The sequence below is a fragment of the Mycobacterium sp. NGS26 genome (assembly GCF_059813025.1).
Map to the genome: position 1 here is coordinate 103,244 of NZ_JCALDU010000001.1, position 26,139 is coordinate 129,382.

Consider the following 26,139-nt stretch of genomic DNA (forward strand, 5'->3'; position numbering starts at 1 on the left):
ACCCGCCTCACCTACAGTTGCTGCTGTGTTCGTCACCGGCGACAGCATCGTTTACAGCGCCTCGGATCTCGCGGCCGCGGCGCGCTGCGAGTACGCCCTGCTGCGCGATTTCGACGCGAAGCTGGGCCGGGGCCCCGCCGTCGCCGTGGAGGACGACCTGCTCGAACGCACCGCCGCCCTGGGGCGGGAACACGAGCGGCGCGAGCTGGACCGGCTCCGCGGGGAGTTCGGCGACGACGTCGCGGTCATCGGCCGTCCCGCACACACGCTCGCCGGGCTGACCGCGGCGGCCGAGGCGACCCGGCGCGCCATCGCCCACCGCGCTCCCGTGGTGTATCAGGCCGCGATGTTCGACGGCCGCTTCGTGGGATTCGCCGACTTCCTGCTCCGCGACGGCGAGCGCTATCGGCTCGTCGACACCAAGCTGGCCCGCTCCCCCAAGGTCACCGCGCTGCTGCAGCTGGCCGCCTACGCCGACGCGCTGGAGGGCATGGGCGTCCCGGTCGCGCCCGACGCCGAGCTGCGGCTGGGCGACGGGTCGGTGCTGCGGTACCGCGTCTGCGACCTGATCCCCGTCTACCGATCCCAGCGCGCGCTGTTGCAGCGCCTGCTCGACGAGCACTACGCCGCGGGCGCCGCGGTGCGCTGGGAGGACGAGGGGGTGCGGGCCTGTTTTCGCTGCCCGTCGTGCGAGGAACAGGTGCGCGGCACCGACGACCTGCTGCTGGTCGCCGGCATGCGGGTCAGCCAGCGGGACAAGCTCATCGACGCCGGCGTCGCCACGGTCGCCGACCTGGCCGTCCACCGCGGGCCGGTGCCCGACCTGGCGCCGAGCGCACTGGCCAAGCTGACCGCGCAGGCCAAACTGCAAGTCCTGCAACGCGAGACCGGCGAGCCGGTGTTCGAGATCGCCGACCCGCAGCCGCTGGCCCTGTTGCCCGAGCCCGACCCGGGTGACCTGTTCTTCGACTTCGAGGGCGATCCGTTGTGGACCGCCGACGGCCGCGACTGGGGGCTGGAATACCTCTTCGGTGTCCTGGAAGCCGGGCCGCAGGGGTGCTTTCGACCGTTGTGGGCCCACAACCGGGCCGACGAGCGCAAGGCGCTGACCGATTTCCTTGCGATGGTGGCCAAGCGCCGCAGGCGCCACCCCAACATGCACATCTACCATTACGCGCCCTACGAGAAGACGGCCCTGCTGCGCCTTTCCGGGCGGTACGGGGTCGGCGAGGACGAAGTCGACGAGTTGCTGCGCAGCGGGACGCTTGTCGACCTGTATCCGTTGGTGCGCAAGAGCATTCGGGTGGGCGCCGAGTCGTTCGGCCTCAAGGCGCTGGAGCCGCTCTACATGGGGGCGCAGCTGCGCTCCGGTGACGTCACCACCGCCGCCGACTCGATCACCTCCTACGCCCGGTACTGCGAGCTGCACGACGACGGCCGCGCCGACGAGGCCGCCACCGTGCTCAAGGAGATCGAGGACTACAACCACTACGACTGCCGGTCGACCCAGGAGCTGCGCAACTGGCTGCTGGTGCGTGCGTGGGAATCCGGTGTCACACCCGTTGGCGCCCAACCGGTTCCCGACGGTGGCCCCGCCGAGGAGCACGACCGGGTGGCGACGGTGCTGGCGGCGTTCGCCGGCGACGCCGCCGTCGGCGAACGCACCGCCGAGCAGACGGCGGTCGCGCTGGTGGCCGCGGCGCGCGGCTACCACCGGCGCGAGGACAAGCCGTTCTGGTGGGCGCACTTCGACCGGCTGAACTTCCCGGTCGAGGAGTGGGCGGACAACACCGACGTCTTCGTCGCCGATCACGCGTCGGTCGACGCCGACTGGCAGCTGCCCCCTCGCGCGCGAAAGCAGCAGCGGCGGGCGCGGCTGCGCGGCGAGCTGGCCCGCGGCGACCTGCTGACGAACGTGTTCGCCCTCTATGACGCCCCGGCCCCGCCGGGCATGACCGACAACCCCGACCGCCGCGCGGCCGGGCGGGCCGTGATCGTCGAGGCCGACGATCCCGTGGTGCCCACCGAGGTGGTCATCCTTGAGCGAGTCGGCAACGACGGCAACACATTTCACCAGCTGCCCTTCGCGCTCACCCCGGGACCGCCCGTCCGCACCACGGCGCTGCGGGACTCGATCGAATCGACCGCCGCCGCGGTGGCCGCCGGGCTGCCGCAACTGCCGCGCACCGCGATGATCGACATCCTGCTGCGCCGCCCGCCCCTAACCCGCAGCGGCGCTCCGCTGCCGCGCGGCGCCGACGCGATCGCCGACATCACGGCCGCGGCGCTGGACCTGGACTCGTCGTATCTCGCGGTGCACGGGCCGCCGGGGACCGGCAAGACGTACACCGCCGCCCAGGTGATCCAGCGCCTGGTAACGCAGCGTTCGTGGCGCATCGGCGTGGTCGCGCAATCACACGCCGCGGTGGAGAACCTGCTGGACGCCGTGATCGATGCCGGGCTGGACGCCGCCCGGGTCGCCAAGAAGGCCCACGACCACCACGCCCCGCGCTGGCAGGAGATCGACAGCGGCGACTACGCCGCGTTCATCGTGAACACCGCCGGATGCGTGATCGGCGGTACCGCATGGGATTTCGCGAATCCCGCGCGGGTGCCGACCGGCAGCCTGGACCTGCTGGTGATCGACGAGGCGGGCCAGTTCTGTTTGGCCAACACGATCGCCGTGGCACCGGCGGCCGCGAATTTGTTGCTGCTCGGCGACCCGCAACAGCTACCGCAGGTCAGTCAGGGCACCCATCCGGAGCCGGTGGACACGTCGGCGCTGGATTGGCTGGTCGACGGTCGGCGCACGCTGCCCGACGAGCGCGGCTACTTCCTGGGCCGCTCGTACCGGATGCACCCGGCGGTCTGCGCCGCGGTCTCGGCGCTGTCCTACGAGGGCAGGCTGCGGCCCCACGCCGAGCGCACCGCCGCGCGCCGCCTCGATGGACACGAGCCCGGTGTGCGCGTGCTTTCCGTTCGGCACCAAGGGAACTCGACCGAGAGCCGGGAGGAGGCCGATGCGATCGTCGTCGAGATCCGGCGGTTGGTCGGCGCCCGTTGGACCGACGAGTGCGGAACCCGGCCGCTGGCCGCCTCCGACGTGCTGGTGCTGGCGCCGTACAACGCGCAGGTGGCGCTGGTGCGCCGCCGGTTGGCGTCCGCCGGCATGGGCTCGGTCCGGGTCGGAACGGTCGACAAGTTCCAGGGCGGGCAGGCACCGGTGGTCTTCGTCTCGATGACGGCCTCGTCCGTCGACGAAGTGCCGCGCGGAATCTCGTTCCTGCTCAACCGGAATCGGCTCAACGTCGCCGTCAGCCGCGCGCAGTACGCGGCGGTGATCGTTCGGTCCGAGCAGCTGACCGAGTACCTGCCCGGCACGCCCGCGGGCCTGATCGACCTGGGCGCCTTCCTGGCGCTGACGGAGCGGGCCTAGCGACCGGACGAGTGCCGGCCGTAGCCGGTGGGGTCGTCGTCCGGATCGGCACGGTAGTGCTGCCCTCCCGGCGCCTCGCCCGCAGACTCGAATGCACGCCGCGCGACCTCGGCGATGGGACGGAACCGCCGCTCGTGGTCGACATGAGAGCCGTTGTGCGCGAAGCCAATCGGTTGTGCACGCGGCGGCGGGTCGGCGAACGCTTTGCGCGGTGCGTCGACAGGGTCGTCGTCGCTTTCCGGTTGGTACCCGAGGCTCACCGGCGCTTCCCGCGGGGGCGCGACATCGGGTTCGCGACGCAGGATGAACTCGACGTAGTCCTCGTAGTCGTCGTCGTAGCCGTCGTCGTCGTCATAGCCGTCGTAGTAGTCGTGGTGGCCGAGGCGAGCGTCGGACGATGGCGACGGCGCAAAACCGACCAGGAACAGCGCGGCAACGATCCCGAACAGCGCGACGAACGCGGGCAGCAACATCGATTGCGACATCGCGGCGGAGAACGGCTCGCGGAAGAATTCGGGCAGCTGCAGGCCGACGGCGCCGTCGGCGGCGCCGCCGACGACTCCCGGCATCTGGGCACTGATCCGCCATGTCATGAACGCGGCCATGGCGGCGCTGCCCAGCACGGCGCCGAGCTGGCGCACCGAGTTGTACACGGCCGAACCCGCGCCGGCCAGGTGTGGCGGCAGGTTGCGCGTCGCGGTGGCGGTCAATGGCGACCACACGAACGCGCTCCCGGCGCCGATGACGGCGAACGGCAACAACAACCGCCAGATCGGCGTGTCCGGGGCCATCTCGAAGACGAGCCACGTCAGCCCGATCGCCAGCAGCGAAAAGCCGAAGCCCAGCACGGGCCGCGGGTGGTATCGGTCGACGAGCACGCCGACGAACGGCGCGAGCACGCCGTTGGCGACCGCCATCGGCGCGATCACCAGGGCCGAACGCATCGGCGACAGGCCGCACACCGCCTGTGTGTAGAACATCAGCGGCAGCATCGTGGCCGTCGTCGCGAACGCGATGACGCCCACTCCGGCGTTGCAGAGGCTGAAGTCGCGGTCGCCGAAGATGTCCAGCGGGATCAGCGGCTCGCGGGTGTTGACGGCCTGCCAGTAGACGAACACCGACATGCAGCCGACGCCGGCGACGATCGTCGCCCAGATCCACGGTTCCCAGTGCGCGGCCTGGCCCTGCTGCAGGCCGAACACGATCAGGAACATGCCCACCCCGGACAGCGCCACCCCGACCAGGTCGAAGCGGTGCGCCTGGGTCGGCAACACCGGCACCAGCCAGTGCGCCATCCCCAGGCCGACGACGCCGATGGGGACGTTGACGAAGAAGATCCACTGCCAACCCAGCCCGTCGACCAGCGCGCCGCCGGCCAGCGGCCCGACCAGGGTGGCGACCCCGGCGGTGGCGCCCCACAGGCTGACCGCGACGCCGCGCCGCTCGGGCGGGAAGGTCCGGGTGATCGTCGACAGGGTCTGCGGGGTGAGCACCCCGGCGCCGACGCCCTGCACCGCGCGCGCGGCGATCAGCATGGCGGCGCTGCCGGACAGCCCGCACCACAGCGAGGCGGCCGTGAACACCGCGAGGCCGGCCAGGTAGAGGTTCTTGGTGCCGAACCGGTCGCCGAGCCGCCCGGCGACCAGCAACACCACCGCGTACCCCAGCAGATAGGAGCTGGTCACCCAGACCACGGTGTCGTACCCGGTGTGCAGGTCGACCATGATGGTCGGGTTGGCGACGGCGACGATGGTCGAGTCGACCATGATCATGAAGAAGCCGATCATCATCGCCCATAGCGCGTTCCACGGGTTCGCGGAATGCGACGGGCTCGACGGGACGGTGAGTTTCCAGCGCCCGGCGAGGCCGGCACGGCTCTGCCCCGGCCGCCGGGTTCCCCCGGCCCACCTGGGCGTCGCCGTGGTCATGCACTCACCTCGCTTCAGCTCCGGGACGATGCTCTCCGGCGTACGTGGCTGAATCCCTATCGGGCCGACAAACGGGCCGCCGCCGACTGCATCCAGCCTGCATTATCCCGGCCGGCGCAATCGGCTGCGCGGCCGCTGACCGAATGCGCGGCCGAAACGTCCCACTCGGCCGGTGTTCAGCAAAACGCGCGTTAGCCTGAAAGGGACGCCAAACGGGAGAGGCAGGCGGGAGAGGCAAGAGGTCAGGGAGTTGATCTTGAAAAGATCCGGGAAACGATCCGAGCAAAGGTCCCCGAACGCGCCCGGGCGCAGGTCCGCGCCGGACCCGCTGGCGGCCCCGGCGGACGGGCGGCCCAAGGCGTCCGCGCGGGCATTGGCGCAGGTCATCGAGCGCAGCTCGCGGCTGCAGGGCCCGGCCGCGGAGGCCTACGTGGCCCGGCTGCGGCGGGCCCACCCCGGCGCCGGCCCGGCCGAGATCGTCGCCAAGCTGGAAAAGCGCTACCTGGCCGCGCTGACGGCCAGCGGCGCCGCGGTGGGCTCGGCGGCGACGTTCCCCGGGATCGGGACGCTGACGGCGGTGTCCGCGGGCGCCGGCGAGACGGTGTTCTTCCTGGAGGCCACCGCGGTCTTCGTGCTGGCGCGCGCCGCGGTCCACGGCATCCCGGCCGACCACCGCGAACGGCGCCGCGCGCTGGTGCTGTCCGTGCTGGTCGGCGACGACAGCAGGCGAGCCGTCGGCGAGCTGATCGGACCCGGGCGCACCAACGGCGGCTGGCTGGCGGAGGGCATGGCCTCGCTGCCGCTGCCGACGCTGTCGCGGTTGAACACGCGGATGCTCAAGTACTTCGTCAAGCGGTACACGGTGCGACGCGGCGCGCTGATGTTCGGCAAAATGCTGCCGGTCGGCATCGGCGCCGCCGTCGGCGGGGCCGGCAACCGCATCGTGGGCAAGAAGATCGTCCGCAACGCCCGTCAGGCATTCGGCACCCCGCCGGCGCGCTGGCCGGGCACCCTGTACGTGTTGCCCCCCGTCCACGAGGCCGGCTAGCCGTTCGCCCCGGTTGGGCGGTCCGTCTGGCGAATTGCCGGGGAAGCGATAGCCTTTATGGGGCGAAAACGTCGAGGAGCGCCACGGGTGTGAAGTGTCCCCTCAACCGAGGTGCAAGAAGTCGCAGGCGCCGGGCAATGCGCTTGCAAAACAAAGGAATTGAGGCGAACAGCGGCCGTGAGCAATATAAGTTCACCATTCGGGCAAAACGAATGGCTGGTCGAGGAGATGTACCGCAAGTTCCGCGACGACCCCTCGTCGGTGGACCCGAGCTGGCACGAGTTCCTGGTTGACTACAACCCCGAACCCACCGCCCAATCGACCCAGGAGACCGCGAGCCCCGGCGACGGCCAGGCCGCCGCGACCGCCCCACAACCACAACCACAGCCGACCGCCCCCGTTGAGCCACAGCCAAAGCCCGCCGAGCCGCCCGCCCAAACTTCCGCACCCGCCAAGGCTCCCACTCCCCCGCCGGCCGAGGGCGACGAGCTACAGGTACTGCGGGGCGCCGCCGCGGCCGTCGTCAAGAACATGTCCGCATCCCTCGACGTGCCGACCGCGACCAGCGTGCGGGCCATTCCGGCCAAGCTGCTGATCGACAACCGGATCGTCATCAACAACCAGCTCAAGCGAAATCGCGGCGGCAAGATCTCGTTCACGCATCTGCTGGGCTACGCGCTGGTGCAGGCGGTCAAGAAGTTCCCGAACATGAACCGGCATTACGCCGAGGTCGACGGCAAGCCCACCGCGGTCACCCCGGCCCACACAAACCTGGGCCTGGCGATCGACCTGCAGGGCAAGGACGGCAAGCGCTCGCTGGTGGTGGCCGGCATCAAGAACTGCGAGAACATGCGCTTCGCGGAGTTCGTCTCCGCCTACGAGGACATCGTGCGCCGCGCCCGCGACGGCAAGCTGACCGCCGAAGACTTTGCGGGCGTGACGATTTCGCTGACCAACCCCGGGACCATCGGCACCGTGCACTCGGTGCCGCGGCTGATGGCCGGCCAGGGTGCCATCATCGGCGTCGGAGCGATGGAATACCCCGCCGAGTTTCAGGGCGCCAGCGAGGAGCGCATCGCCGAACTGGGCATCGGCAAGCTGATCACCCTGACGTCGACCTACGACCATCGCATCATCCAGGGCGCGGAATCCGGCGACTTCCTGCGCACCATCCACGAGATGCTGCTCTCGGATGCGTTCTGGGACGAGATCTTCCGCGAGCTGGGCAACCCATACCTGCCGGTGCGCTGGAGCACCGACAACCCGGACTCGATCGTCGACAAGAACGCCCGCGTCATGGAGTTGATCGCGGCCTACCGCAACCGCGGGCACCTGATGGCCGACATCGATCCGCTTCGCTTGGACGGCACCAGGTTCCGCAGCCACCCGGACCTCGAGGTGCTGACCCACGGCCTGACGTTGTGGGATTTGGATCGGGTGTTCAAGGTCAACGGCTTCGCCGGCTGTGAGTACAAGAAGCTGCGCGACGTGCTGGGCCTGTTGCGCGACGCCTACTGCCGCCACATCGGCGTCGAGTACACCCACATCCTCGAACCCGAACAACAGCAGTGGCTGGAAGAGCGGATCGAGACCAAACACGTCAAACCGACTGTGGCCGAACAGAAATACATCCTGAGCAAGCTCAACGCCGCCGAGGCCTTCGAAACGTTCCTGCAGACCAAGTACGTCGGGCAGAAGCGGTTCTCGCTGGAGGGCGCCGAAAGCGTGATCCCGATGATGGACGCCGCGATCGACCAGTGCGCCGAGCACGGCCTGGACGAAGTCGTGATCGGGATGCCGCACCGCGGCCGGCTCAACGTGCTGGCCAACATCGTCGGCAAGCCGTACTCGCAGATCTTCACCGAGTTCGAGGGCAACCTGAACCCGTCGCAGGCGCACGGCTCCGGCGACGTCAAGTATCACCTCGGCGCCACAGGCGTGTACCTGCAGATGTTCGGGGACAACGACATTCAGGTGTCGCTGACCGCCAACCCGTCACACCTCGAGGCCGTCGACCCGGTGCTGGAGGGTCTGGTGCGGGCCAAGGAGGACCTGCTGGACAAGGGCGACAGCGAGGACGGCTTCTCGGTGGTGCCGATGATGCTGCACGGGGATGCCGCGTTCGCGGGCCAGGGCGTGGTCGCCGAGACGCTGAACATGGCCCTGCTGCCGGGGTATCGCGTCGGCGGCACGATCCACATCATCGTCAACAACCAGATCGGGTTCACCACCGCGCCGGAGTACTCCCGGTCCAGCGAGTACTGCACCGACGTCGCGAAGATGATCGGCGCGCCGATCTTCCACGTCAACGGCGACGATCCGGAGGCGTGCGCGTGGGTGGCGCGGCTGGCCGTGGACTTCCGGCAGAGGTTCAAGAAGGACGTCGTCATCGACATGCTGTGCTACCGCCGGCGCGGGCACAACGAGGGCGACGACCCGTCGATGACCAACCCGGCCATGTACGACGTCGTCGACACCAGGCGCGGCGCCCGCAAGACCTACACCGAGGCCCTGATCGGCCGCGGCGACATCTCGATGAAGGAGGCCGAGGACGCGCTGCGCGACTACCAGGGCCAGCTGGAGCGGGTGTTCAACGAGGTCCGCGAGCTGGAGAAGCACGGCGTGCAGCCGAGCGAATCGATCGAGTCCGACCAGATGGTCCCCGCGGGGCTGTCCACCGCGGTGGACAAGGCGCTGCTGGCCCGCATCGGCGACGCGTTCCTGGCGGTGCCGGAGGGCTTCACCGTGCACCCGCGGGTGCAGCCGGTGCTGGAGAAGCGCCGGGAGATGGCCTACGAGGGCAAGATCGACTGGGCCTTCGCCGAGATGCTGGCGCTGGGGTCGCTGGTGGCCGAGGGCAAACTGGTGCGGCTGTCCGGCCAGGACACCCGGCGCGGCACCTTCTCCCAACGCCACTCGGTGATCATCGACCGCCACACCGGCAAGGAGTTCACGCCCCTGCAGCTGCTGGCGACCAACCTCGACGGCACCCCGACGGGCGGCAAGTTCCTGGTGTACGACTCGCCGCTGTCCGAGTACGCCGCCGTCGGCTTCGAATACGGCTACACCGTGGGCAACCCGGACGCGGTGGTGTTGTGGGAGGCGCAGTTCGGCGACTTCGTCAACGGCGCGCAGTCCATCATCGACGAGTTCATCAGCTCCGGCGAGGCCAAGTGGGGGCAGCTGTCCAACGTGGTGCTGCTGCTGCCGCACGGCCACGAGGGGCAGGGGCCCGACCACACATCGGCGCGGATCGAACGCTTCCTGCAGCTGTGGGCGGAGGGTTCGATGACCATCGCGATGCCCTCGACGCCGTCGAACTACTTCCACCTGTTGCGCCGGCACGCGCTCGACGGCATCCAGCGCCCGCTGATCGTGTTCACGCCGAAGTCGATGCTGCGCAACAAGGCGGCGGTCAGCGACATCAAGGACTTCACCGAGATCAAGTTCCGGTCGGTGCTGGAGGAACCCACCTACGAGGACGGCATCGGCGATCGCGGCAAGGTCCGGCGGATCCTGCTGACCAGCGGCAAGCTCTACTACGAGCTGGCGGCCCGCAAGGCCAAGGACGGCCGCGACGACGTCGCGATCGTGCGCATCGAGCAGCTGGCGCCGCTGCCGAAACGCCGGCTGGGCGAGACGCTCGACCGCTACCCGAACGTCGGGGAGTTCTTCTGGGTGCAGGAGGAGCCGGCCAACCAGGGCGCCTGGCCGCGGTTCGGCCTGGAGCTGCCCGAGCTGCTGCCGGACAAGCTGACCGGCCTCAAGCGCATATCGCGCCGGGCGATGTCGGCGCCCTCGTCGGGCTCGTCCAAGGTGCACGCCGTCGAGCAGCAGGAGATCATCGACACCGCGTTCGCTTGATCGGCGCGGCCGCGGCGGGCGTCGCGAGCGTGCGTAGAGTGTCAGCGATATCGGCGTGCCGCTGGACAAACACGCACGCTCGCGAGGGGAAAGGGAGGCGCTCATGCGGGGATTCGCCGGCAAGGTCGCGGCGGTGACGGGCGCGGGTTCGGGTATCGGGCAGGCGCTGGCCGTCGAACTGGCCCGGTCGGGCGCCAAGGTGGCGATCAGCGACGTCAACCTCGAGGGCCTCGCCGACACCGAGCAGCAGCTCAAGGCGATCGGCGCGCAGGTCAAGACGGACCGGCTCGACGTCACCGAGCGCGAGGCGTTCCTGCTCTACGCCGACGCCGTCAAGGAGCACTTCGGCAAGGTGAACCAGATCTACAACAACGCCGGCATCGCCTACACCGGCGACGTCGAGGTCACCCCCTTCAAGGACATCGAGCGGGTGATGGACGTCGACTACTGGGGCGTCGTCAACGGCACCAAGGCCTTCCTGCCGCACCTGATCGCCTCCGGGGACGGCCACGTCGTCAACGTCTCCAGCGTGTTCGGGTTGTTCTCGGTGCCCGGGCAGGCGGCCTACAACTCGGCCAAGTTCGCCGTCCGCGGCTTCACCGAGGCGCTGCGCCAGGAGATGATCCTGGCCCGCCACCCGGTGGCGGTGACCACGGTGCACCCCGGCGGCATCAAGACCGCGATCGCCCGCAACGCCACCGCCGCCGAGGGTCTCGACCGCGACGAGCTGGCCAAGCTGTTCGACAAGCGGCTCGCCACGACCAGCCCGCAAAAGGCCGCCCAGGTAATCCTGGACGCCGTCCGGAAAAAGAAGGCGCGGGTGCTGGTCGGCAACGATGCCAAGGTCTTGGACCTGATGGTGCGGGTGGCCGGCCCGTACTACCAGCAGCTGTTCGGGCCCGTGATGGGCCGGCTGATGCCGAAGGTCTAGCGACCCAGCGGGTGCTCGGCCAGCCACCCGCCCGCCACGGCCTGCGGGTCGGCGCCGCCGGCCACCTGCCGGCGCATGTCGGCCAGGGCCGCGGTGTCCAGCACGCCGGCCACCTCGTTGATCGCCAGCAGTTGCCGGTCGGTCAGCGCGTTGCGCCGATACAGCGGCACCACGTTCTCGGCCTGGATCAGCGCGGGTTTTCCGTCGGCCAGCGATACCAGGTCACCCGGAATGGCGGGGTCGGCGGTGGTGGCCCAGCCCGCGGTCAGTTGTCCGGCCCGCACTGCGGCGAACATCGTTGTGCCGTCGCCAAATTCGCGCGGCGCGGGCAGCCGGCAGGAGCCGACCGACGCGGGTGCTTGGTGGCCGGCGACGATCCCGACCGTCAGCCCGTCGCAGTGTTTGGGCAGCGCGCTCAGGTCGGCGCTGAGGTCGGTGCCGGCCCAGGCCTTGGCGGTGGGCTGGCTCACCAGCAGCACGGGTTTGTCCTCGGCGGCGGTGGTGTAGTCGCCCGCCAGGATGCCCTCGGGCAGCGCCGCGATCATGGCGCGGTAGACGGCGGGGTCGGAGAGGGCCGACGCGCCGGGCTGCAGGGCGCGCAGCACCTGACCGGTCAGCGCGGGGACGATGGTGACCGCGCCCGAGTCCAGCCGCGCCATCGGGTCGTCGGCGGTCTCGGTTTTCGCCCCGAAGCCGTAGGAATGCAGGGCGGCGGCGTAGATCGCGGACAGCAGCACCGACTGGGAGTCGCGCCCGGACCCGACCACCAATTCGGCTGTGGGCCGGTGATTCTCGGTCGCGCAGCCGGCCGCTCCGAAAACGAGTGCGGCGGCGACCAGCGGCACGACCAGCCGGCCGGCTCTCACCCCGGGCTGTCGGCGGCGCCGGCCACCGCGGCGGCCACCGCCTCCCCGACGCGCAGGTCCAGGGGGCTGGGCACGATCCGGTCGGGCGCCAGGTCGTCGCCGGCCACCGAGAAGATCGCCTCCGCTGCGGCCACCATCATCTTCTCGGTGATCCGGCGTGCCCCGGCGTCCAGCGCGCCGCGGAATAGCCCCGGGAAGGCCAGCACGTTGTTGATCTGGTTGGGGAAGTCGCTGCGGCCGGTGGCCACCACCGCCGCGTATTTGGCCGCGACGTCGGGGGGTATCTCCGGGTCCGGGTTCGACAGCGCGAACACGATCCCGCCGGGCGCCATGGTGGCGATCAGTTCCTCGGGAACCACGCCGGCCGACAGCCCGAGGAACATGTCGGCCCCGTCGAGCGCTTCCACCATGCCGCCGGTGCGGCCGTCGGGGTTGGTGCTGCGCGCCAGGTCCGCCTTGACGGTGTTCATGTCGTCCCGGCCGGCATGCAATATGCCGCGCGAGTCCAGCACCGTGATGTCCGAAACTCCCATTACAAGAAGGAGTTTCGAGCATGCGACGCCCGCCGCCCCGGCGCCCGAGACCACCACCCGCAGCGAGGACATGTCACGGCCCAGCACCTTGGCGGCGCCCATCAGCGCCGCCAGCACGACGATCGCCGTGCCGTGCTGGTCGTCGTGCATCACGGGGCAGTCCAGCGCCTCGACGGCGCGGCGTTCGATCTCGAAGCAGCGCGGCGCGGAGATGTCCTCGAGGTTGACCGCGCCGAAGGTCGGGCGCAGCCGCACCAGCGTCTCGATGATCTCGTCGGGGTCCTTGGTGTCCAGCACGATCGGGATCGCGTCCAGGCCGGCGAACTCCTTGAACAGCCCGCACTTGCCCTCCATCACCGGCAGCGACGCGGCGGGCCCGATGTCGCCGAGGCCGAGCACCGCGCTGCCGTCGCTGACCACCGCCACCAGCCGGCTCGCCCAGGTGTAGCGCGAGGCCAGGGTGTGGTCGGCGGCGATCGCGCGGCTGACCTGCGCCACGCCCGGGGTGTAGGCAATCGACAGCCCGCGCTGCGTGTCCAGCGGGGCCGTCGGACCCACGGAAAGCTTGCCGCCCATGTGTGCCTCGAAGATGTCGGCGTCGCTGATGACGCCCTCCTCGCCCTCCTCGGTGGGAGTCTGTATCGATTCAAGCAATTCGGACACGCGCCTCAGGGTACTGACTACTCGTTTAGTGGGCCTAATCGACGGGGATCTCAGATCAGGCCGAGCTCGGTGACCGCCTTGCGCTCGTCGGCCAACTCCGCGGTCGACTTGTCGATCCGGCCGCGGGAGAAGTCGTCGATCTCGAGGCCGGTGACGATCTTCCAGTTGCCGTCCTTCGTGGTCACCGGGAACGAGGAGATCAGGCCCTCGGGCACGCCGTACGAGCCGTCGGAGATGACCGCCATCGAAACCCAGTCGCCGTCCGGGCTGCCCAGCAGCCAGTCCCGGGCCGCGTCGATGGTGGCCGACGCGGCCGAGGCGGCCGACGAGGCGCCGCGCGCGTCGATGATCGCCGCGCCGCGCTTGGCGACCGTCGGGATGAAGTCGTTCTCGATCCAGTTCTGGTCGCCCACGACCTCGGCCGCGTTCTTGCCCTTGACCTCGGCGTGGAAGATGTCGGGGTACTGGGTGGCCGAGTGGTTGCCCCAGATGGTCATCTTCCTGACGTCGGTGACGGCCGCGCCGGTCTTGCGGGCCAGCTGCGAGATCGCCCGGTTGTGGTCGAGGCGGGTGAGCGCCGAGAACCGCTCGCGCGGGATGTCCGGCGCGTTGGACATCGCGATCAGCGCGTTGGTGTTGGCGGGGTTGCCGGTGACGCCGATGCGGATGTCGTCGGCGGCAACCGAGTTGAGCGCCTTGCCCTGCGCGGTGAAGATCGCGCCGTTGGCCTCCAGCAGGTCGCCGCGCTCCATGCCCGGTCCGCGCGGGCGGGCGCCGACGAGCAGCGCCAGGTTCACGCCGTCGAAGATCTTGTTGGGATCCGCGCCGATCTCGACGCCCGCCAGCAGGGGAAATGCGCAGTCGTCGAGTTCCATCACCACGCCCTCGAGCGCCTTGAGCGCCGGCTCGATCTCCAGCAGACGCAGCTCGATCGGGCGCTCGGGCCCCAGCAGCGAACCGCTGGCCAGGCGGAACAACAGGCTGTAGCCGATCTGGCCGGCAGCGCCGGTGACGGCGACCTTCAGGGGACTTGCACTCACTTCTGCTACTCCTAGGGAGTCGGGATGTAGGAATTCGGTCCGCGTCGAAACTAGCGCACCCCCACCCGGCGGCAGTCATGCACCCGCGGCTGCCAGGCACTTTCCCTGCCGTGCCGGGCCCGGACGCGTAGCATTGACCACCGCTCGACCAGGCCTGCGCTGTGATGGGAGGTTGCGGTGTTCCAGGGATTCGACGCATTGCCGGAAGCGCTGCGACCGATCGCAAAGCCGCGGCCGGCCCCGCACCACGAACACCCCGACCCCCCACCCGCCGAGCCCCTGGTCGACTGCGGCGTCTACGTCGACGGCCACCGGATCACGGGCAAGTACGGCTACTCCTCCGCACTGGACAAGGTCCGCGAGATCGAGGCCGGCGGGCAGGCGGCGTTCGTCTGGGTCGGGCTCTACGAGCCCGACCAAACCCACATGCAGGACATCGCCAACGTTTTCGGCCTGCACCCGTTGGCGGTCGAGGACGCGGTGGTGGCCCAGCAGCGCCCCAAGCTGGAGCGCTACGACGACCTGCTGTTTCTCGTCTTGAAGACGGTCAATTACGTCCCGCACGAGTCGGTGGTGCTGGCCCACGAGATCGTCGAAACCGGCGAGGTGATGATCTTCGTCGGCAAGAACTTCGTCATCACCGTCCGCCACGGCGAGCACGGCGGCCTGTCGGATGTGCGCAGGCGGCTCGACGCCGACCCCGAGCATCTGCAGCTGGGTCCCTACGCGGTGATGCACGCCATCGCCGACCATGTCGTGGATCACTACCTCGAGGTGACCGCGCTGATGGAGACCGACATCGACGGCGTCGAGGTGGTGGCGTTCGCGCCCGGCCGCAAGATCGACGTCGAACCGATCTACCTGCTCAAGCGGGAGGTCGTCGAGCTACGCCGGTGCGTGAACCCGTTGTCGGCCGCGTTCCAGCGGTTGCAGACCGAGGGCAAGGACCTGATCTCGAAGGAAGTTCGGCGCTACATGCGCGACGTGATCGACCACCAGACGTCGGCCGCCGACCAGATCGCCAGCTACGACGACATGCTCAACTCGCTGGTGCAGGCCGCGCTGGCCCGGGTCGGCATGCAGCAGAACAACGACATGCGCAAGATGGCGGCGTGGGCCGGTATCTTGGCGGTGCCCACCATGATCGCCGCCATCTACGGCATGAACTTCCATTTCATGCCCGAGCTGAACTGGACGTGGGGCTACCCGGGCATCATGGCGTTGATGATCCTGTCCTGCCTGGCCCTGTACTTCCAATTCCGCAGGAACAACTGGCTTTAGCGCGCTCTCGCGCGCTTCGCCCCCCTCGCCGAGAGTGAAGCCGTTGCGAAATCTCGGCGAGGAACTCGCAACAGCTTCACACTCGGCGAAGGGCCGGGCGATTCGGGTCCAGCACGTCGACGCCGTCGTCCCGCCACGCTCGCCGCATCGCCTCGGCGCCCTTGAGTCGCACCCAGGCCGCCTCGGTCGCGGTGATGGGCGTGACCGACAAGAAGCTCACCGGGTCACGCGGCGGCTCCAGCGGAAGATCCGGAATGTCGCTGCGGCCCAACAGCATCGCGGTGAACGACGCCCGCCCCGACGGCCGCGCCCACAGCGGCGTGCCGAGGTCGATCAGCGCGTCGGCGGTCAGCACCACACCGTCGACCGCCGGCGTGGCCGCCAGCACGGCCAGGCTGCGGGCGATCCCGGTGACCGGACCGGGATCTCGCAGCCGCAGCACGACCTCGGCGCGCGGACCGCGCAGCGGGTCGACGAGGATCTCGGTCGGATCGCCCATCGGGTGACGCGAGCAGCCCAGCGACACGTAGTGCACCAACCCGTCGCAACGGAATCGCAGCACCTCGATGGTCTCGGTGCCCAGAAACGTCACGCTCGCCGAATCGGGCTCGGCACCCGCGAAGTGCCCGCGCACATGCGCGCGCACGAGGTCGGTGATCACTCGTCGGGCGGAATCGTCAGATTGGCCCCGGAGTCCCCGTCGAACACGGCGAGCTTGGTGGTGTCGAGCGCCAACTCGACCGACTGGCCCATGGCCGCCTTCGATTCGGCGGGAACCCTTGCCACGAAATGGTTTTCGTGCGCCTCGCCCTCCGCCTCCAGCTCGTCCAGCTGCGCGGCGTGCACGGCCGGACCGGGGCTGGTGAAGTACAGGTACTTGTCGGCGCCCAGCGATTCGACCAGGTCGACCTTGACCTCGAAGGTCAGCGCCCGGATGCGTTGGTAGCCGTCGATCAGCGCGGCGTCGGACAGGTGCTCGGGCCGCACCCCGACGACGACGTTCTCCGGCTCGGGGTGCTGCGCGATCACCTCCTGGACGTCCGGGGTCAGCGTCACCTCCCCCAGCGGCAGCGTCAGGCCGATCGGCGTCAGGGTGGCGGGGAAGAAATTCATTGCGGGCGAGCCGATGAATCCCGCGACGAACAGGTTGGCCGGGCGCTCGTAAAGCTCGTCGGGCGTGCCGATCTGCTGGGCGACGCCGCCGTGCATCACCACGACGCGATCACCCAGCGTCATCGCCTCGGTCTGGTCGTGCGTGACGTAGACGGTGGTGGCGCCCAGCTTGCGCTGCAGCCGGGCGATCTCGCCGCGCATCTGCACCCGCAGCTTGGCGTCCAGGTTGGACAGCGGCTCGTCCATCAGGAAGGCCTTGGGATGGCGCACGATCGCCCGGCCCATCGCCACGCGCTGCCGTTGCCCGCCGGACAACTGGGAGGGCTTGCGGTCCAGGAGTTCGTTCAGGTCAAGGATTTTCGCGGTCTCCTCGACCTTGCGCGCGATCTCGGGCTTCTTCATCTTCGTCAGGGTCAGCGGGAAGGCGATGTTCTGCCGCACCGTCATGTGCGGGTAGAGCGCGTAGGACTGGAACACCATGGCGATATCGCGGTCCTTGGGCGCCTTCTCGTTCACCCGCCGGCCGTCGATGCGCAACTCGCCCGACGAGATATCCTCAAGCCCGGCAATCATGTTCAGCGTCGTGGTCTTGCCGCAGCCGGAAGGCCCGACCAGGATCAGGAATTCGCCGTCGGCGATGGTGACGTTCAGGTCGCGCACCGCGGTCGACCCGTCGGGGTAGGTCTTGGTGACGTGCTCCAGCACAATCTCGGCCATCGCGCTATCCCTTCACCGCGCCAGAGGTCAGCCCGGCGACGATCCGTCGTTGGAAGATTAGAACAAACACGATGATCGGGATCGTAATCACGACCGCGCCGGCAGCGATCGATCCGGTCGGCTCCTCGAACTGCGAACTGCCGCTGAAGTTCACGATCGCCACCGGCGCGGTGATCGCGGCCTTGGTGGCGGTCAGCGACAGCGCCAGCAGCAGGTCGTTCCAGGCGAAGATGAACACCAGGATCGCCGCGGTCACCAGCCCGGGCGCCGCCAGCGGGACGATCACCTTGCGAAAGGCCTGACCGGGCGTGGCGCCGTCCATCTTGGCCGCCTTCTCCAGGTCCCATGGAACCTCGCGGAAGAACGCCGTCAGCGTGTAGATGGCAAGGGGCAACGCGAAAGTGATGTAGGGCAGGATCAGCCCGGGCCAGGTGTCGAACAGGCCGAGGAAGCGTTCGATGTTGAACAGCGGGGTGACCAGAGAGATCGCCGGGAACATGGTGATCAGCAGCGCCGCGCCGATGAGCGCCCGCTTGCCGGGAAAGGTCAGCCGGGCGATCGCGTAGGCCGCCATCGCGCCCAGCACGACCGCGATCGCGGTGGTGATCAATCCGATCCCGATGGAGTTGATCAGCGCCGAGCTGAAGACGTCGCCGCGGAAGATGCCGCGATAGTTGGCCAGGGTCACCGACGACGGAATCAGCTTGCCGTCCTTGATGGTTGACGTCGGTTTGAGCGACAGGCCGAGGATCCACAGCACCGGAAGCAGCGCGTACACCACCACCGCCGCGTCGATGACGGCCCACGCGGCGGCGCGCCGCCCGCCCAGCTCAGCGGCCATCGACGTCACCACCCGGCGCCGCGGCGCCGAAGACCTTGATGTAGATCAGCGCGATGATGCCCACGCAGACGAAGATCAGCACGCTGATGGCTGAGCCGACCCCGACGTTGAAGCCCTTGAACAGGTTGTCGTAGCCCAGGATCGACACTGAGCCGGTGTTGTTGTTGCCGTTGGTCAGGACGTAGATGTTGTCGAAGATGCGGAACGCGTCCAGCGTGCGGAACAGCAGCGCGACCACGACGGCGGGCTTGATGATCGGCAGGGTGACCCGCGTCAGCCGCCGCCACGCGCCGGCGCCGTCGACCTGGGCCGCCCTGAGCAGATCCTCGGGAACCAGCGCCAGGCCGGCCAGCAACAGCAGCGACATGAACGGCGTGGTCTTCCAGACCTCGGCGAGGACGACGATGGCCAGCGACGGGATCTGTGCGGTCAGCGGCGCGCTCCCCTGCGGCAGCAGGTTGGCCAGGTATCCGGTGCCGGGCGTCCAGGCGTAGTACCAGCTGTACGACGCGACCACCGTGACGATGCCGTACGGGATGAGCACCGCGGTGCGCACCACGCCCCTGCCCACCAGCGTGCGGTGCATCACCAGCGCCAGCGCCAGGCCGACCACGAATTCGATGGACACCGAAACCACCGTGATCGCCAGCGTCACGGCCAGCGCCGTCCACCAGTACCGGTCGGTCAAGATCGTCTGGTAATTGCCCAGGCCGATGAACGCGGTGTCGTTGGGCGTGGCCAGGTTGTTGCGCTGCAGGCTGAGCCAGACCGCGTAGCCGATCGGGTAGGCCGTCACCGCCAGCATGAGCGTCGCCGCGGGCGCGACGAGCAGGAACGCCAGGCGCCGTTCCGGCGGCCGGCTCCGGGCGCGCGCGACGAGGGCGGTCACGGCAGCAACCCCTTGCCGTCGATGGCCTTCTGCACCTGGGCGGTCAGCTCGTCGGCCGTCCGGTCCGGGTCGATCGCGGTGATCGGGCTCAGCACCGACGCGAGCCGGATGGCCACCGCCTGATACACCGGCGTCGCCGGTCGCACCGCCGCGTCGGTGAGCTGCTGGCGGATGACCGTGTACATCGGGTACTTGGCCTGGAACTGCGGGTCGGAATACAGCGAGGTGCGCACGGCAGGCAGGCCGCCCGCTATCGAAACGTACTTCTGGCTTTCCAGGCTGCGCAGGCAGCGGACGGCCTCGAACGCCTCGGCGCGGTGCCGGGTGGTGGCGGCCACCGCCAGGTTCAGCCCGCCGAGCGTCACCTTGGCCGGCCGGCCGGGCGCCACGCCGGGATAGCGCGCGAAACCGAACACCTTCTGGCTGGCGTTGTAGGCGATGCGGAACTGCTCGTCGTTGGGCACGAACGCGCCGGCGCTGTCGATGGCGCCGGCCACCTCGGGATTGCGGTTGAGCGGCAGGAAGTCCACACCGCCCTTCACCGCGTTCTCCAGCATGGACGCCAGCACGAACGGCCAGTTCACCTCGAGCGCGGCCCTACCCTGTTCAACCGCCAGCCGCGCGGTGCCCTCGTCGGTGCGGGTGATCGACGGATCGGCGCCGGGGGCGGTGGCCACCGACTTGAGGATGCGCAGCGCGTTGACGGTGGCGGCGCGGTGGGCGGGGGTGTCGGTCAGGGTGACCTGCCGGCCGTCCTCCGAGAGCACCTGGCCGCCCCCGCTCACGAGCAGCGTGTTGAACCACACCACCAGCCCCTCGCCCTCGTTGGCCTGCACGGCGATCCAGCCGGGCTTGCCCGCGGCGTGCAACCGCGTCGCCTCGGCCACCATGCCGTTCCAGTCGCGCGGCGGAGAAGCGACCAAATCCGGTCTGTACCAAAGCAATTGGGTGTTGGTGGTGACGGGCGCGGCGTAGATTTTGTGCTTCCAGCGCGCCGTCGCCAGCGGCCCGGGCAGGGTGTCGACGGTCGCATCGTCCTCGGCCTGCCCGGCCGGGTCGTCGGACAGCGGCAGCGCCCACCCCGCCTCCGCGAACTCCGCGGTCCAGATGACGTCCAGCGCCATCACGTCCAGGCTCCGGTCGTGGGCGGTCAGCCGGCGGGCCAGCTGCAAGCGTTCCTCGCCCGGCGCCCTGGCCAGGCTCGTCTGCGCGATCGCGAACCGGCCGCCGAATTCCTCGGTACACCGGCGAGCCACCTGGGTCCAGGTCCCGCCGTCGGTGGCCGGCGTGTAGAAGCTGATGACCAGCTGGTGGCCGCCCGAGCCGCAGCCCGACACCGATGCGATGGTCAGCGTCGCGAGGGCGAGCGCGCCCAATCGGCTTGCGCGCCGGCGACGACTCACCACAAGACCAGCCTCCGCGCGTCAGATCGCCAGGCGCGCCAACAGATCCCGCGCTTTCTCCGCGTTCTGGGGGTCGCAGAGTACGTCGTAGCGGCCCGCCACCAATTGCATCGTCGAGCTGAAATCCCTTGTGCCACGGGCCATTGCGTACGGAACCGCCGAGGTGATCAGGCCGAAGAACACCCCGGCCACCAGACCGGTGGCCAGCGCCGCCCACGGGTTCGGGCTGAAGAAGCCGAGCACCAGCCCGATGAACAGCCCGAGCCAGGCGCCGCTGAGCACCCCGCCGCCGAGCACCTTGGGCCAGGTCAGCCGGCCGGTGACCCGCTCGACCTGCATCAGGTCGACGCCGACGATGGTCACCTGCTGGACCGGGAACTGCTGTTCGGACAGGTAGTCGACGGCACGCTGCGCCTCGGCGTAGGTGGGATACGACCCGACCGGCCAGCCCTTCGGGGGAGTCGGCAATCCGGGCACACCGCGCCGTCCCGCGCCGGCGCCGGTCGGCGTCGCGCCGGGAACCTGCCCGGGCTGGAAAGGACTAGTCATCGACGCTCATTCTCCTCCGCCTGCAACGGCTTTACCCCCACCCTATCGAGGCGGCCATCGAGGTGGCCGCCGAGCGACCGCGCCCGCTACCAGCGCGGAGGCTAGATTGAACACCATGACGGCTCCCGGCGGCCCCGGCGACGAGAGCGCCCGCGGCGGCGGGCAGCCGCCCTGGCAGCCGCCCTGGGGTGTACCGGCACCGCCGCCCTCCCATCCGGGTTATCCGGGCTATCCGGGCGGCTACTACCCGCCGCTGGACTACCCGGGAGGCTACGGGCCGCAGCTGCAGCCGGGCATGAACGGGCTGGCGATCGGCTCGCTGATCTCGTCGTTCACCGGAGTGTTCTGCTGCATCGGCGGGATCCTGGCCATCGTGCTGGGCGCGCTGGCGATCGGCCAGATCAAGCGGACTCGCCAGGAGGGCTACGCGTTGGCCGTCGCCGGCATCGTGATCGGGGTCGCGACCATGATCGTCAACCTGGTCGTCGCGATCTTCGCGCTGCAGCGGTAGCGGCGCCGCTCGGGGCCGATACCTTCGGCTGCCATGCGGCCCCCGGCTGCCTAGGCTCTCTTTCATGGGATCGGTCAACAGGGTGTACATCGCGCGGCTCGCGCGAATGTTGGTGCTGGGTCCGCTCGGTGAGAACTTCGGCCGCGTCCGCGACGTCGTGATCAGCATCAGCATCGTCCGTCAGCAACCGCGGGTGCTGGGCCTGCTGGTCGACCTGGCCACCCGCCGCAGCATCTTCATCCCGATCCTGAGGGTCGCCGCGATCGAGCCCGACGCGGTGACCCTCAACACCGGCAACGTGTCCCTGCGGCACTTCGAGCAGCGGCCGGGCGAGGTGCTGGCGATCGGCCAGGTGCTCGACACCCCGGTGAAGGTCAACGATCCGGAACTGCCGGAGCTGGCCGGCCTCGACGTCGTGATCACCGACCTGGGCATCGAGCAGACCCGAACCCGCGACTGGATGGTGAGCCGGGTGGCCGTGCGCGCCCAGCGCCGGCTGGGACGGCGCGGCCCGGTGCACGTCGTGGACTGGCAGAGCGTGCAGGGGCTTACCCCGTCGGCGCTGGCCCTGCCTGGCCAGGGGGTGGCCCAGCTGCTGGAGCAGTTCAACGGGCGAAAACCGGTCGACGTGGCCGACGCCATCCGCGCGCTGCCGCCCAAACGGCGCTACGAGGTGCTCAAGGCGCTCAACGACGACCGGCTGGCCGACATCCTGCAGGAGCTGCCCGAGCTGGATCAGGCCGACGCGCTGTCCCAACTGGGCACCGAACGGGCGGCCGACGTGCTGGAGGAGATGGATCCCGACGACGCCGCCGACCTGCTCGGGGTGCTGAATCCCACCGACGCCGAGATCCTGCTGACCCGGATGGACCCCGGCGAATCCGACTCGGTGCGACGGCTGTTGACGCATTCGCCCGACACCGCCGGCGGCCTGATGACCTCGGACCCGGTGGTGCTCACCCCCGACACCGCCGTCGCCGAGGCGCTGGCCCGGGTCCGGGACCCCGACCTGACCCCCGCCCTGTCGTCCATGGTGTTCGTGGCCCGCCCGCCGACGGCCACCCCGACCGGTCGCTACCTGGGCTGCGTGCAACTGCAGCGGCTGCTGCGCGAGCCGCCGGGCGCGCTGGTCGGCGGGATCGTCGACAACGACCTGCTCACCCTGACGCCGGAAACCCCGCTGGGTGGCGTGACGCGCTACTTCGCCGCCTACAACCTGGTGTGCGGGCCGGTGGTGGACGACCAGAACCACCTGCTGGGCGCCGTGACCGTCGACGACCTGCTCGACCACCTGCTGCCCCACGACTGGCGCGTGGACATGCAGGGGCCGGAGCCCGCCGCCCGCCTGGAAGCACTTGGAGGATCCGCGTGAGCAAATCCACGGCGCCGCGGCGGCTGTACACCCCGCGCACATCGCGCAGGTACTCGCCGCGCATGGACCCCGAGACCGTCGGGCAGATCACCGAGTCCATCGCGCGCTTCTTCGGCACCGGCCGCTACCTGCTGCTGCAGACGATCGTGGTACTGGTCTGGATCGCGGTGAACCTGCTCGCGGCCAGCGTGCGGTGGGACCCGTACCCCTTCATCCTGCTCAATCTGGCCTTCTCCACGCAGGCCGCGTACGCGGCGCCGCTGATCCTGCTGGCCCAGAACCGTCAGGAGAACCGGGACCGGGTGGCGCTCGAAGAGGACCGTCGTCGCGCCGCACAGACCAAGGCGGACACCGAGTTCCTCGCCCGCGAGCTGGCCGCGCTGCGGCTGGCCGTCGGCGAGGTGGCCACCCGGGAATACCTGCGTCACGAGCTCGAGGACCTGCGCGCGTTGCTGGTCCAGCTGCAGCCGGAGATGCCGGACGCCGACGCCGCGCGGGCGGCCGATGACCTGGAGCGGACGGCCAAGAAATCGCGGTGAATGGCAAATCAACCATTGCGCCACTCCCGTCACGGGAGTTATGTATGGTGAGCAAGTTCACGAAGCTGAGATGAGGTTTCCGGCAGCTCACGTACAACCGGTAGCTCACATAAGGACGGTCGAGTGCGCATTGGGGGACGCTGGGGTGCACGCCCGGCCGCTACGGCGGTCCGGAAGCGGGCCGTCGGCGTAACGCGGACACCGGCATTCGGGGTAGCGGTGATCACGCCGCTGGTGCTGGCCGGAGCGGTTGGCGGGGCGCCTTCCCCGTCGCACGGAAAGAACCCGATCCCGTCGGTGCATGCCGTGGTCAGTCCGGTGGCCGCCGTATCGCCCACCGTCCCCGACCTTTCCGGCCCGTCGGTCATCGCCATCGAGCACGCGCCGACGGCCTTCCACGTCGCCGCGGGCTCCGCTTCGGCGCCGCCGCCGCCGATGATCGTGAACGCGCCGGGTGCGCTGGGCATCCCGATGATCGCGCTGTCGGCCTACCGCAGCGCCGAACAGAAGATGGCCCTCGAGGCGCCGGGCTGCGGTGTCAGCTGGAACCTGCTGGCCGGGATCGGGCGCATCGAGTCCGGCCACGCGGGTGGCGGCGCGGTCGATGCGCGCGGCACCGCGGTCGTCCCGATCTACGGCCCGGCGCTGGACGGCACGCTGCCCGGCAACGAGGTCATCCTGCAGAGCAGCGTCGGCAACCGGGTCACCTACGCCCGCGCGATGGGCCCGATGCAGTTCCTGCCCGGCACCTGGGCGCGCTACGCCTCGGACGGCAAGGGCGACGGCACGGCCGATCCGCAGAACCTGTTCGACGCCACGCTGGCGGCCGCCCGGTACCTGTGCGCCGGCGGGCTCAACCTGCGCGACCCGGCGCAGGTGATGGCCGCGATCCTGCGCTACAACAACTCGATGCCGTATGCGCAGAACGTGCTGGGCTGGGCGGCGGCGTATGCGACCGGCGTCGTCCCGGTCGACCTGCCGCCGATCACCGGGCCGCCGCCGCCGCTGGGCGACGCCCACGACGAGCACCCGGAGGGGCTGGGTCCCGGTCTGCCGATGAACATCAACGGCCTGTCGGTCGACGATCCGATGGCGCGGATGCCGCTGATCGACTTCGGCCCGCCGCAGCCGCTCGGGCAGCCGCCGATGTTCCCGTGGATGCCGGCCAACACCCCGGTGCCGGGGCAGACGCGACAGCCCGGCTGCACGCTGATCTGCATCGGCCCGCAAAGCCAGCCGCAGCCCGGGCAGTTCCCGCCGCCTGCCCCGCCACCCCCGCTGGCGCCGCCACCGCCTGAGCCCGCCCCGCCGGCCGCGCCGCCGCCCGCCGCGCCGAACCCGGCCGGCCCGACGCCGAACGCGGCGGCCGGTTCCCAGGCGCACCACCAGCCCGCGCCCGCCCCGGCGGCCTGACCCGTCGGCCGACCGGCCGCCTACACTCGGCGGTGATGTCCAGTCATGACGCCGCCGATCCGCAAACCGACCTGAGCGCGGCCATCCGCGCCGCCCTGGGCAAGGTGATCGACCCCGAATTGCGGCGTCCCATCACCGAACTCGGCATGGTCAAGAGCATCGACATCGCCCCCGACGGCGGTGTGCACGTGACGATTTACCTGACCATCGCCGGCTGCCCGAAGAAGAGCGAAATCACCGAGCGGGTGACCAGCGCGGTCGCCGACGTTCCCGGCACCGGCGCGGTGAAGGTCAGCCTGGACGTGATGAGCGACGAGCAGCGCACCGAGCTGCGCAAGCGGCTGCGCGGGGACGCCGGCGAGCCGGTCATCCCGTTCGCCCAGCCGAGCTCGCTGACCCGCGTGTACGCCGTCGCGTCGGGCAAGGGCGGGGTCGGCAAGTCGACCGTCACGGTCAACATCGCCGCGGCGATGGCCGCGCGCGGCCTGGCGGTGGGTGTGCTCGACGCCGACATCCACGGCCATTCCATCCCGCGGATGATGGGCACCACCGACCGGCCCACCCAGGTGGAGTCGATGATCCTGCCGCCGATCGCCCACGAGGTGAAGGTCATCTCGATCGCGCAGTTCACCCAGGGCAACACGCCGGTGGTGTGGCGGGGGCCGATGCTGCACCGGGCGTTGCAGCAGTTCCTGGCCGACGTGTACTGGGGCGACCTGGACGTGCTCCTGCTCGACCTGCCGCCGGGGACCGGTGACATCGCCATCTCGGTGGCCCAGCTGATCCCGAACGCCGAGATCCTGGTGGTGACGACGCCGCAGCTGGCCGCCGCCGAGGTCGCCGAGCGGGCCGGCAGCATCGCGCTGCAGACCCGGCAGCGCATCGTCGGCGTGGTGGAGAACATGTCGGGGCTGCAGCTGCCGGACGGCTCGACGCTGCAGGTCTTCGGCGAGGGCGGCGGCCGCCAGGTCGCCGAGCGGCTGTCGCGGGCGACCGGCGCGGACGTGCCGCTGCTGGGCCAGGTCCCGCTGGACCCCGCGCTGGTGGCCGCGGGCGACGCCGGCACACCGATCGTGCTGAGCGCGCCCGACTCGCCGGTGGGCAAGGCGCTGGCCGGCGTCGCCGACGGACTGTCGACGCGGCGGCGCGGGCTGGCCGGGGTGTCGCTGGGCCTCGACCCGACCAAGCGCTGAGCGCCCGGT

General features: G+C 70.0%; 19 protein-coding genes and 1 pseudogene. 10 read left to right on the forward strand and 10 right to left on the reverse strand.

All coding sequences use genetic code 11. The features are described 5' to 3' along the window. Positions 1-25: 25 nt before the first annotated feature. The gene (locus AC5Y6X_RS00495; RefSeq protein WP_499983440.1) at positions 26-3,436 is read left to right on the forward strand and encodes a TM0106 family RecB-like putative nuclease; all 3,411 of its coding nucleotides are present in this window, start codon (positions 26-28) and stop codon (positions 3,434-3,436) included. Here the strand turns inward: AC5Y6X_RS00495 and AC5Y6X_RS00500 are convergent. Further along, positions 3,433-5,364 (reverse strand): MFS transporter, encoded by a 1,932-nt coding sequence (locus AC5Y6X_RS00500; protein ID WP_499983442.1) that lies wholly within the window; start codon positions 5,362-5,364, stop codon positions 3,433-3,435. The two genes, AC5Y6X_RS00495 and AC5Y6X_RS00500, sit on opposite strands and share 4 nt — an antisense overlap. Positions 5,365-5,620: 256 nt before the next feature. Between AC5Y6X_RS00500 and AC5Y6X_RS00505 the strand changes: the two genes are divergently transcribed. From AC5Y6X_RS00505 to AC5Y6X_RS00515, 3 genes are all read left to right on the forward strand, one after another. Beyond that, positions 5,621-6,412, forward strand: coding sequence for a hypothetical protein (locus AC5Y6X_RS00505; protein WP_499983443.1), 792 nt, complete (start codon positions 5,621-5,623; stop codon positions 6,410-6,412). Positions 6,413-6,589: 177 nt separating this feature from the next. After that, positions 6,590-10,276: a multifunctional oxoglutarate decarboxylase/oxoglutarate dehydrogenase thiamine pyrophosphate-binding subunit/dihydrolipoyllysine-residue succinyltransferase subunit gene (locus tag AC5Y6X_RS00510; RefSeq protein WP_499983445.1), complete on the forward strand. Its 3,687-nt coding sequence runs from the start codon at positions 6,590-6,592 to the stop codon at positions 10,274-10,276. 103 nt (positions 10,277-10,379) lie between these two features. Further along, on the forward strand, positions 10,380-11,207 hold the full coding sequence (locus AC5Y6X_RS00515) for an SDR family NAD(P)-dependent oxidoreductase (RefSeq protein ID WP_499983447.1): 828 nt from the start codon (positions 10,380-10,382) through the stop codon (positions 11,205-11,207). Here the strand turns inward: AC5Y6X_RS00515 and AC5Y6X_RS00520 are convergent. The 3 genes from AC5Y6X_RS00520 to AC5Y6X_RS00530 are packed head-to-tail and all read right to left on the reverse strand — an operon-like array spanning position 11,204 to position 14,309. Then, positions 11,204-12,073: a glycine betaine ABC transporter substrate-binding protein gene (locus AC5Y6X_RS00520; protein ID WP_499983448.1), complete on the reverse strand. Its 870-nt coding sequence runs from the start codon at positions 12,071-12,073 to the stop codon at positions 11,204-11,206. The two genes, AC5Y6X_RS00515 and AC5Y6X_RS00520, sit on opposite strands and share 4 nt — an antisense overlap. Then, on the reverse strand, positions 12,070-13,269 hold the full coding sequence (locus AC5Y6X_RS00525; RefSeq protein ID WP_499983449.1) for an NAD(P)-dependent malic enzyme: 1,200 nt from the start codon (positions 13,267-13,269) through the stop codon (positions 12,070-12,072). The genes AC5Y6X_RS00520 and AC5Y6X_RS00525 overlap by 4 nt, the downstream gene beginning before the upstream one ends. A gap of 50 nt (positions 13,270-13,319) precedes the next feature. Continuing rightward, complete coding sequence (locus AC5Y6X_RS00530) at positions 13,320-14,309, reverse strand: malate dehydrogenase (RefSeq protein ID WP_499983451.1); 990 nt, start codon at positions 14,307-14,309, stop codon at positions 13,320-13,322. A 177-nt stretch (positions 14,310-14,486) separates the two neighbouring features. On the opposite strand from AC5Y6X_RS00530, the gene corA reads away from it, so the two are divergent. Continuing rightward, positions 14,487-15,590, forward strand: coding sequence for a magnesium/cobalt transporter CorA (corA, locus tag AC5Y6X_RS00535; RefSeq protein WP_499983452.1), 1,104 nt, complete (start codon positions 14,487-14,489; stop codon positions 15,588-15,590). A gap of 76 nt (positions 15,591-15,666) precedes the next feature. On the opposite strand, the gene AC5Y6X_RS00540 is transcribed toward corA, so the two are convergent. From AC5Y6X_RS00540 to AC5Y6X_RS00565, 6 genes are read right to left on the reverse strand one after another with little or no spacing between them, the layout of a single operon-like run. After that, the gene (locus tag AC5Y6X_RS00540) at positions 15,667-16,251 is read right to left on the reverse strand and encodes a suppressor of fused domain protein (protein WP_499983453.1); all 585 of its coding nucleotides are present in this window, start codon (positions 16,249-16,251) and stop codon (positions 15,667-15,669) included. Then, on the reverse strand, positions 16,248-17,420 hold the full coding sequence (locus tag AC5Y6X_RS00545; RefSeq protein WP_499983454.1) for an ABC transporter ATP-binding protein: 1,173 nt from the start codon (positions 17,418-17,420) through the stop codon (positions 16,248-16,250). The genes AC5Y6X_RS00540 and AC5Y6X_RS00545 overlap by 4 nt, the downstream gene beginning before the upstream one ends. 4 nt (positions 17,421-17,424) lie before the next feature. Beyond that, on the reverse strand, positions 17,425-18,249 hold the full coding sequence (locus AC5Y6X_RS00550; RefSeq protein WP_499985148.1) for a carbohydrate ABC transporter permease: 825 nt from the start codon (positions 18,247-18,249) through the stop codon (positions 17,425-17,427). Between the two features lies 1 nt (position 18,250). Further along, positions 18,251-19,150, reverse strand: coding sequence for a carbohydrate ABC transporter permease (locus tag AC5Y6X_RS00555; RefSeq protein ID WP_499983456.1), 900 nt, complete (start codon positions 19,148-19,150; stop codon positions 18,251-18,253). Further along, entirely contained in the window at positions 19,147-20,556 is a 1,410-nt protein-coding gene (locus tag AC5Y6X_RS00560; protein ID WP_499983458.1) for an extracellular solute-binding protein, read from the reverse strand. Before AC5Y6X_RS00560 ends, AC5Y6X_RS00555 begins: the two co-directional genes overlap by 4 nt. Before the next feature lie 18 nt (positions 20,557-20,574). Then, the gene (locus AC5Y6X_RS00565; RefSeq protein ID WP_499983460.1) at positions 20,575-21,102 is read right to left on the reverse strand and encodes a YflT domain-containing protein; all 528 of its coding nucleotides are present in this window, start codon (positions 21,100-21,102) and stop codon (positions 20,575-20,577) included. Between the two features lie 16 nt (positions 21,103-21,118). Here AC5Y6X_RS00565 and AC5Y6X_RS00570 point away from each other — a divergent pair. From AC5Y6X_RS00570 to AC5Y6X_RS00590, 5 genes and pseudogenes are all read left to right on the forward strand, one after another. Beyond that, positions 21,119-21,613 (forward strand): annotated as a pseudogene (locus AC5Y6X_RS00570) (DUF4190 domain-containing protein); the annotation flags it as partial. Between the two features lie 64 nt (positions 21,614-21,677). Further along, positions 21,678-22,985, forward strand: coding sequence for a magnesium transporter MgtE N-terminal domain-containing protein (locus AC5Y6X_RS00575; RefSeq protein WP_499983462.1), 1,308 nt, complete (start codon positions 21,678-21,680; stop codon positions 22,983-22,985). Next, positions 22,982-23,524 carry a DUF1003 domain-containing protein gene (locus AC5Y6X_RS00580; protein ID WP_499983464.1) on the forward strand — a complete coding sequence of 181 codons (543 nt, stop codon included), beginning with the start codon at positions 22,982-22,984 and terminating at the stop codon, positions 23,522-23,524. The genes AC5Y6X_RS00575 and AC5Y6X_RS00580 overlap by 4 nt, the downstream gene beginning before the upstream one ends. A gap of 123 nt (positions 23,525-23,647) precedes the next feature. Further along, positions 23,648-24,937 carry a lytic transglycosylase domain-containing protein gene (locus AC5Y6X_RS00585; protein WP_499983465.1) on the forward strand — a complete coding sequence of 430 codons (1,290 nt, stop codon included), beginning with the start codon at positions 23,648-23,650 and terminating at the stop codon, positions 24,935-24,937. Between the two features lie 35 nt (positions 24,938-24,972). Continuing rightward, positions 24,973-26,130, forward strand: coding sequence for an Mrp/NBP35 family ATP-binding protein (locus tag AC5Y6X_RS00590; RefSeq protein ID WP_499983467.1), 1,158 nt, complete (start codon positions 24,973-24,975; stop codon positions 26,128-26,130). Positions 26,131-26,139: the final 9 nt, after the last annotated feature.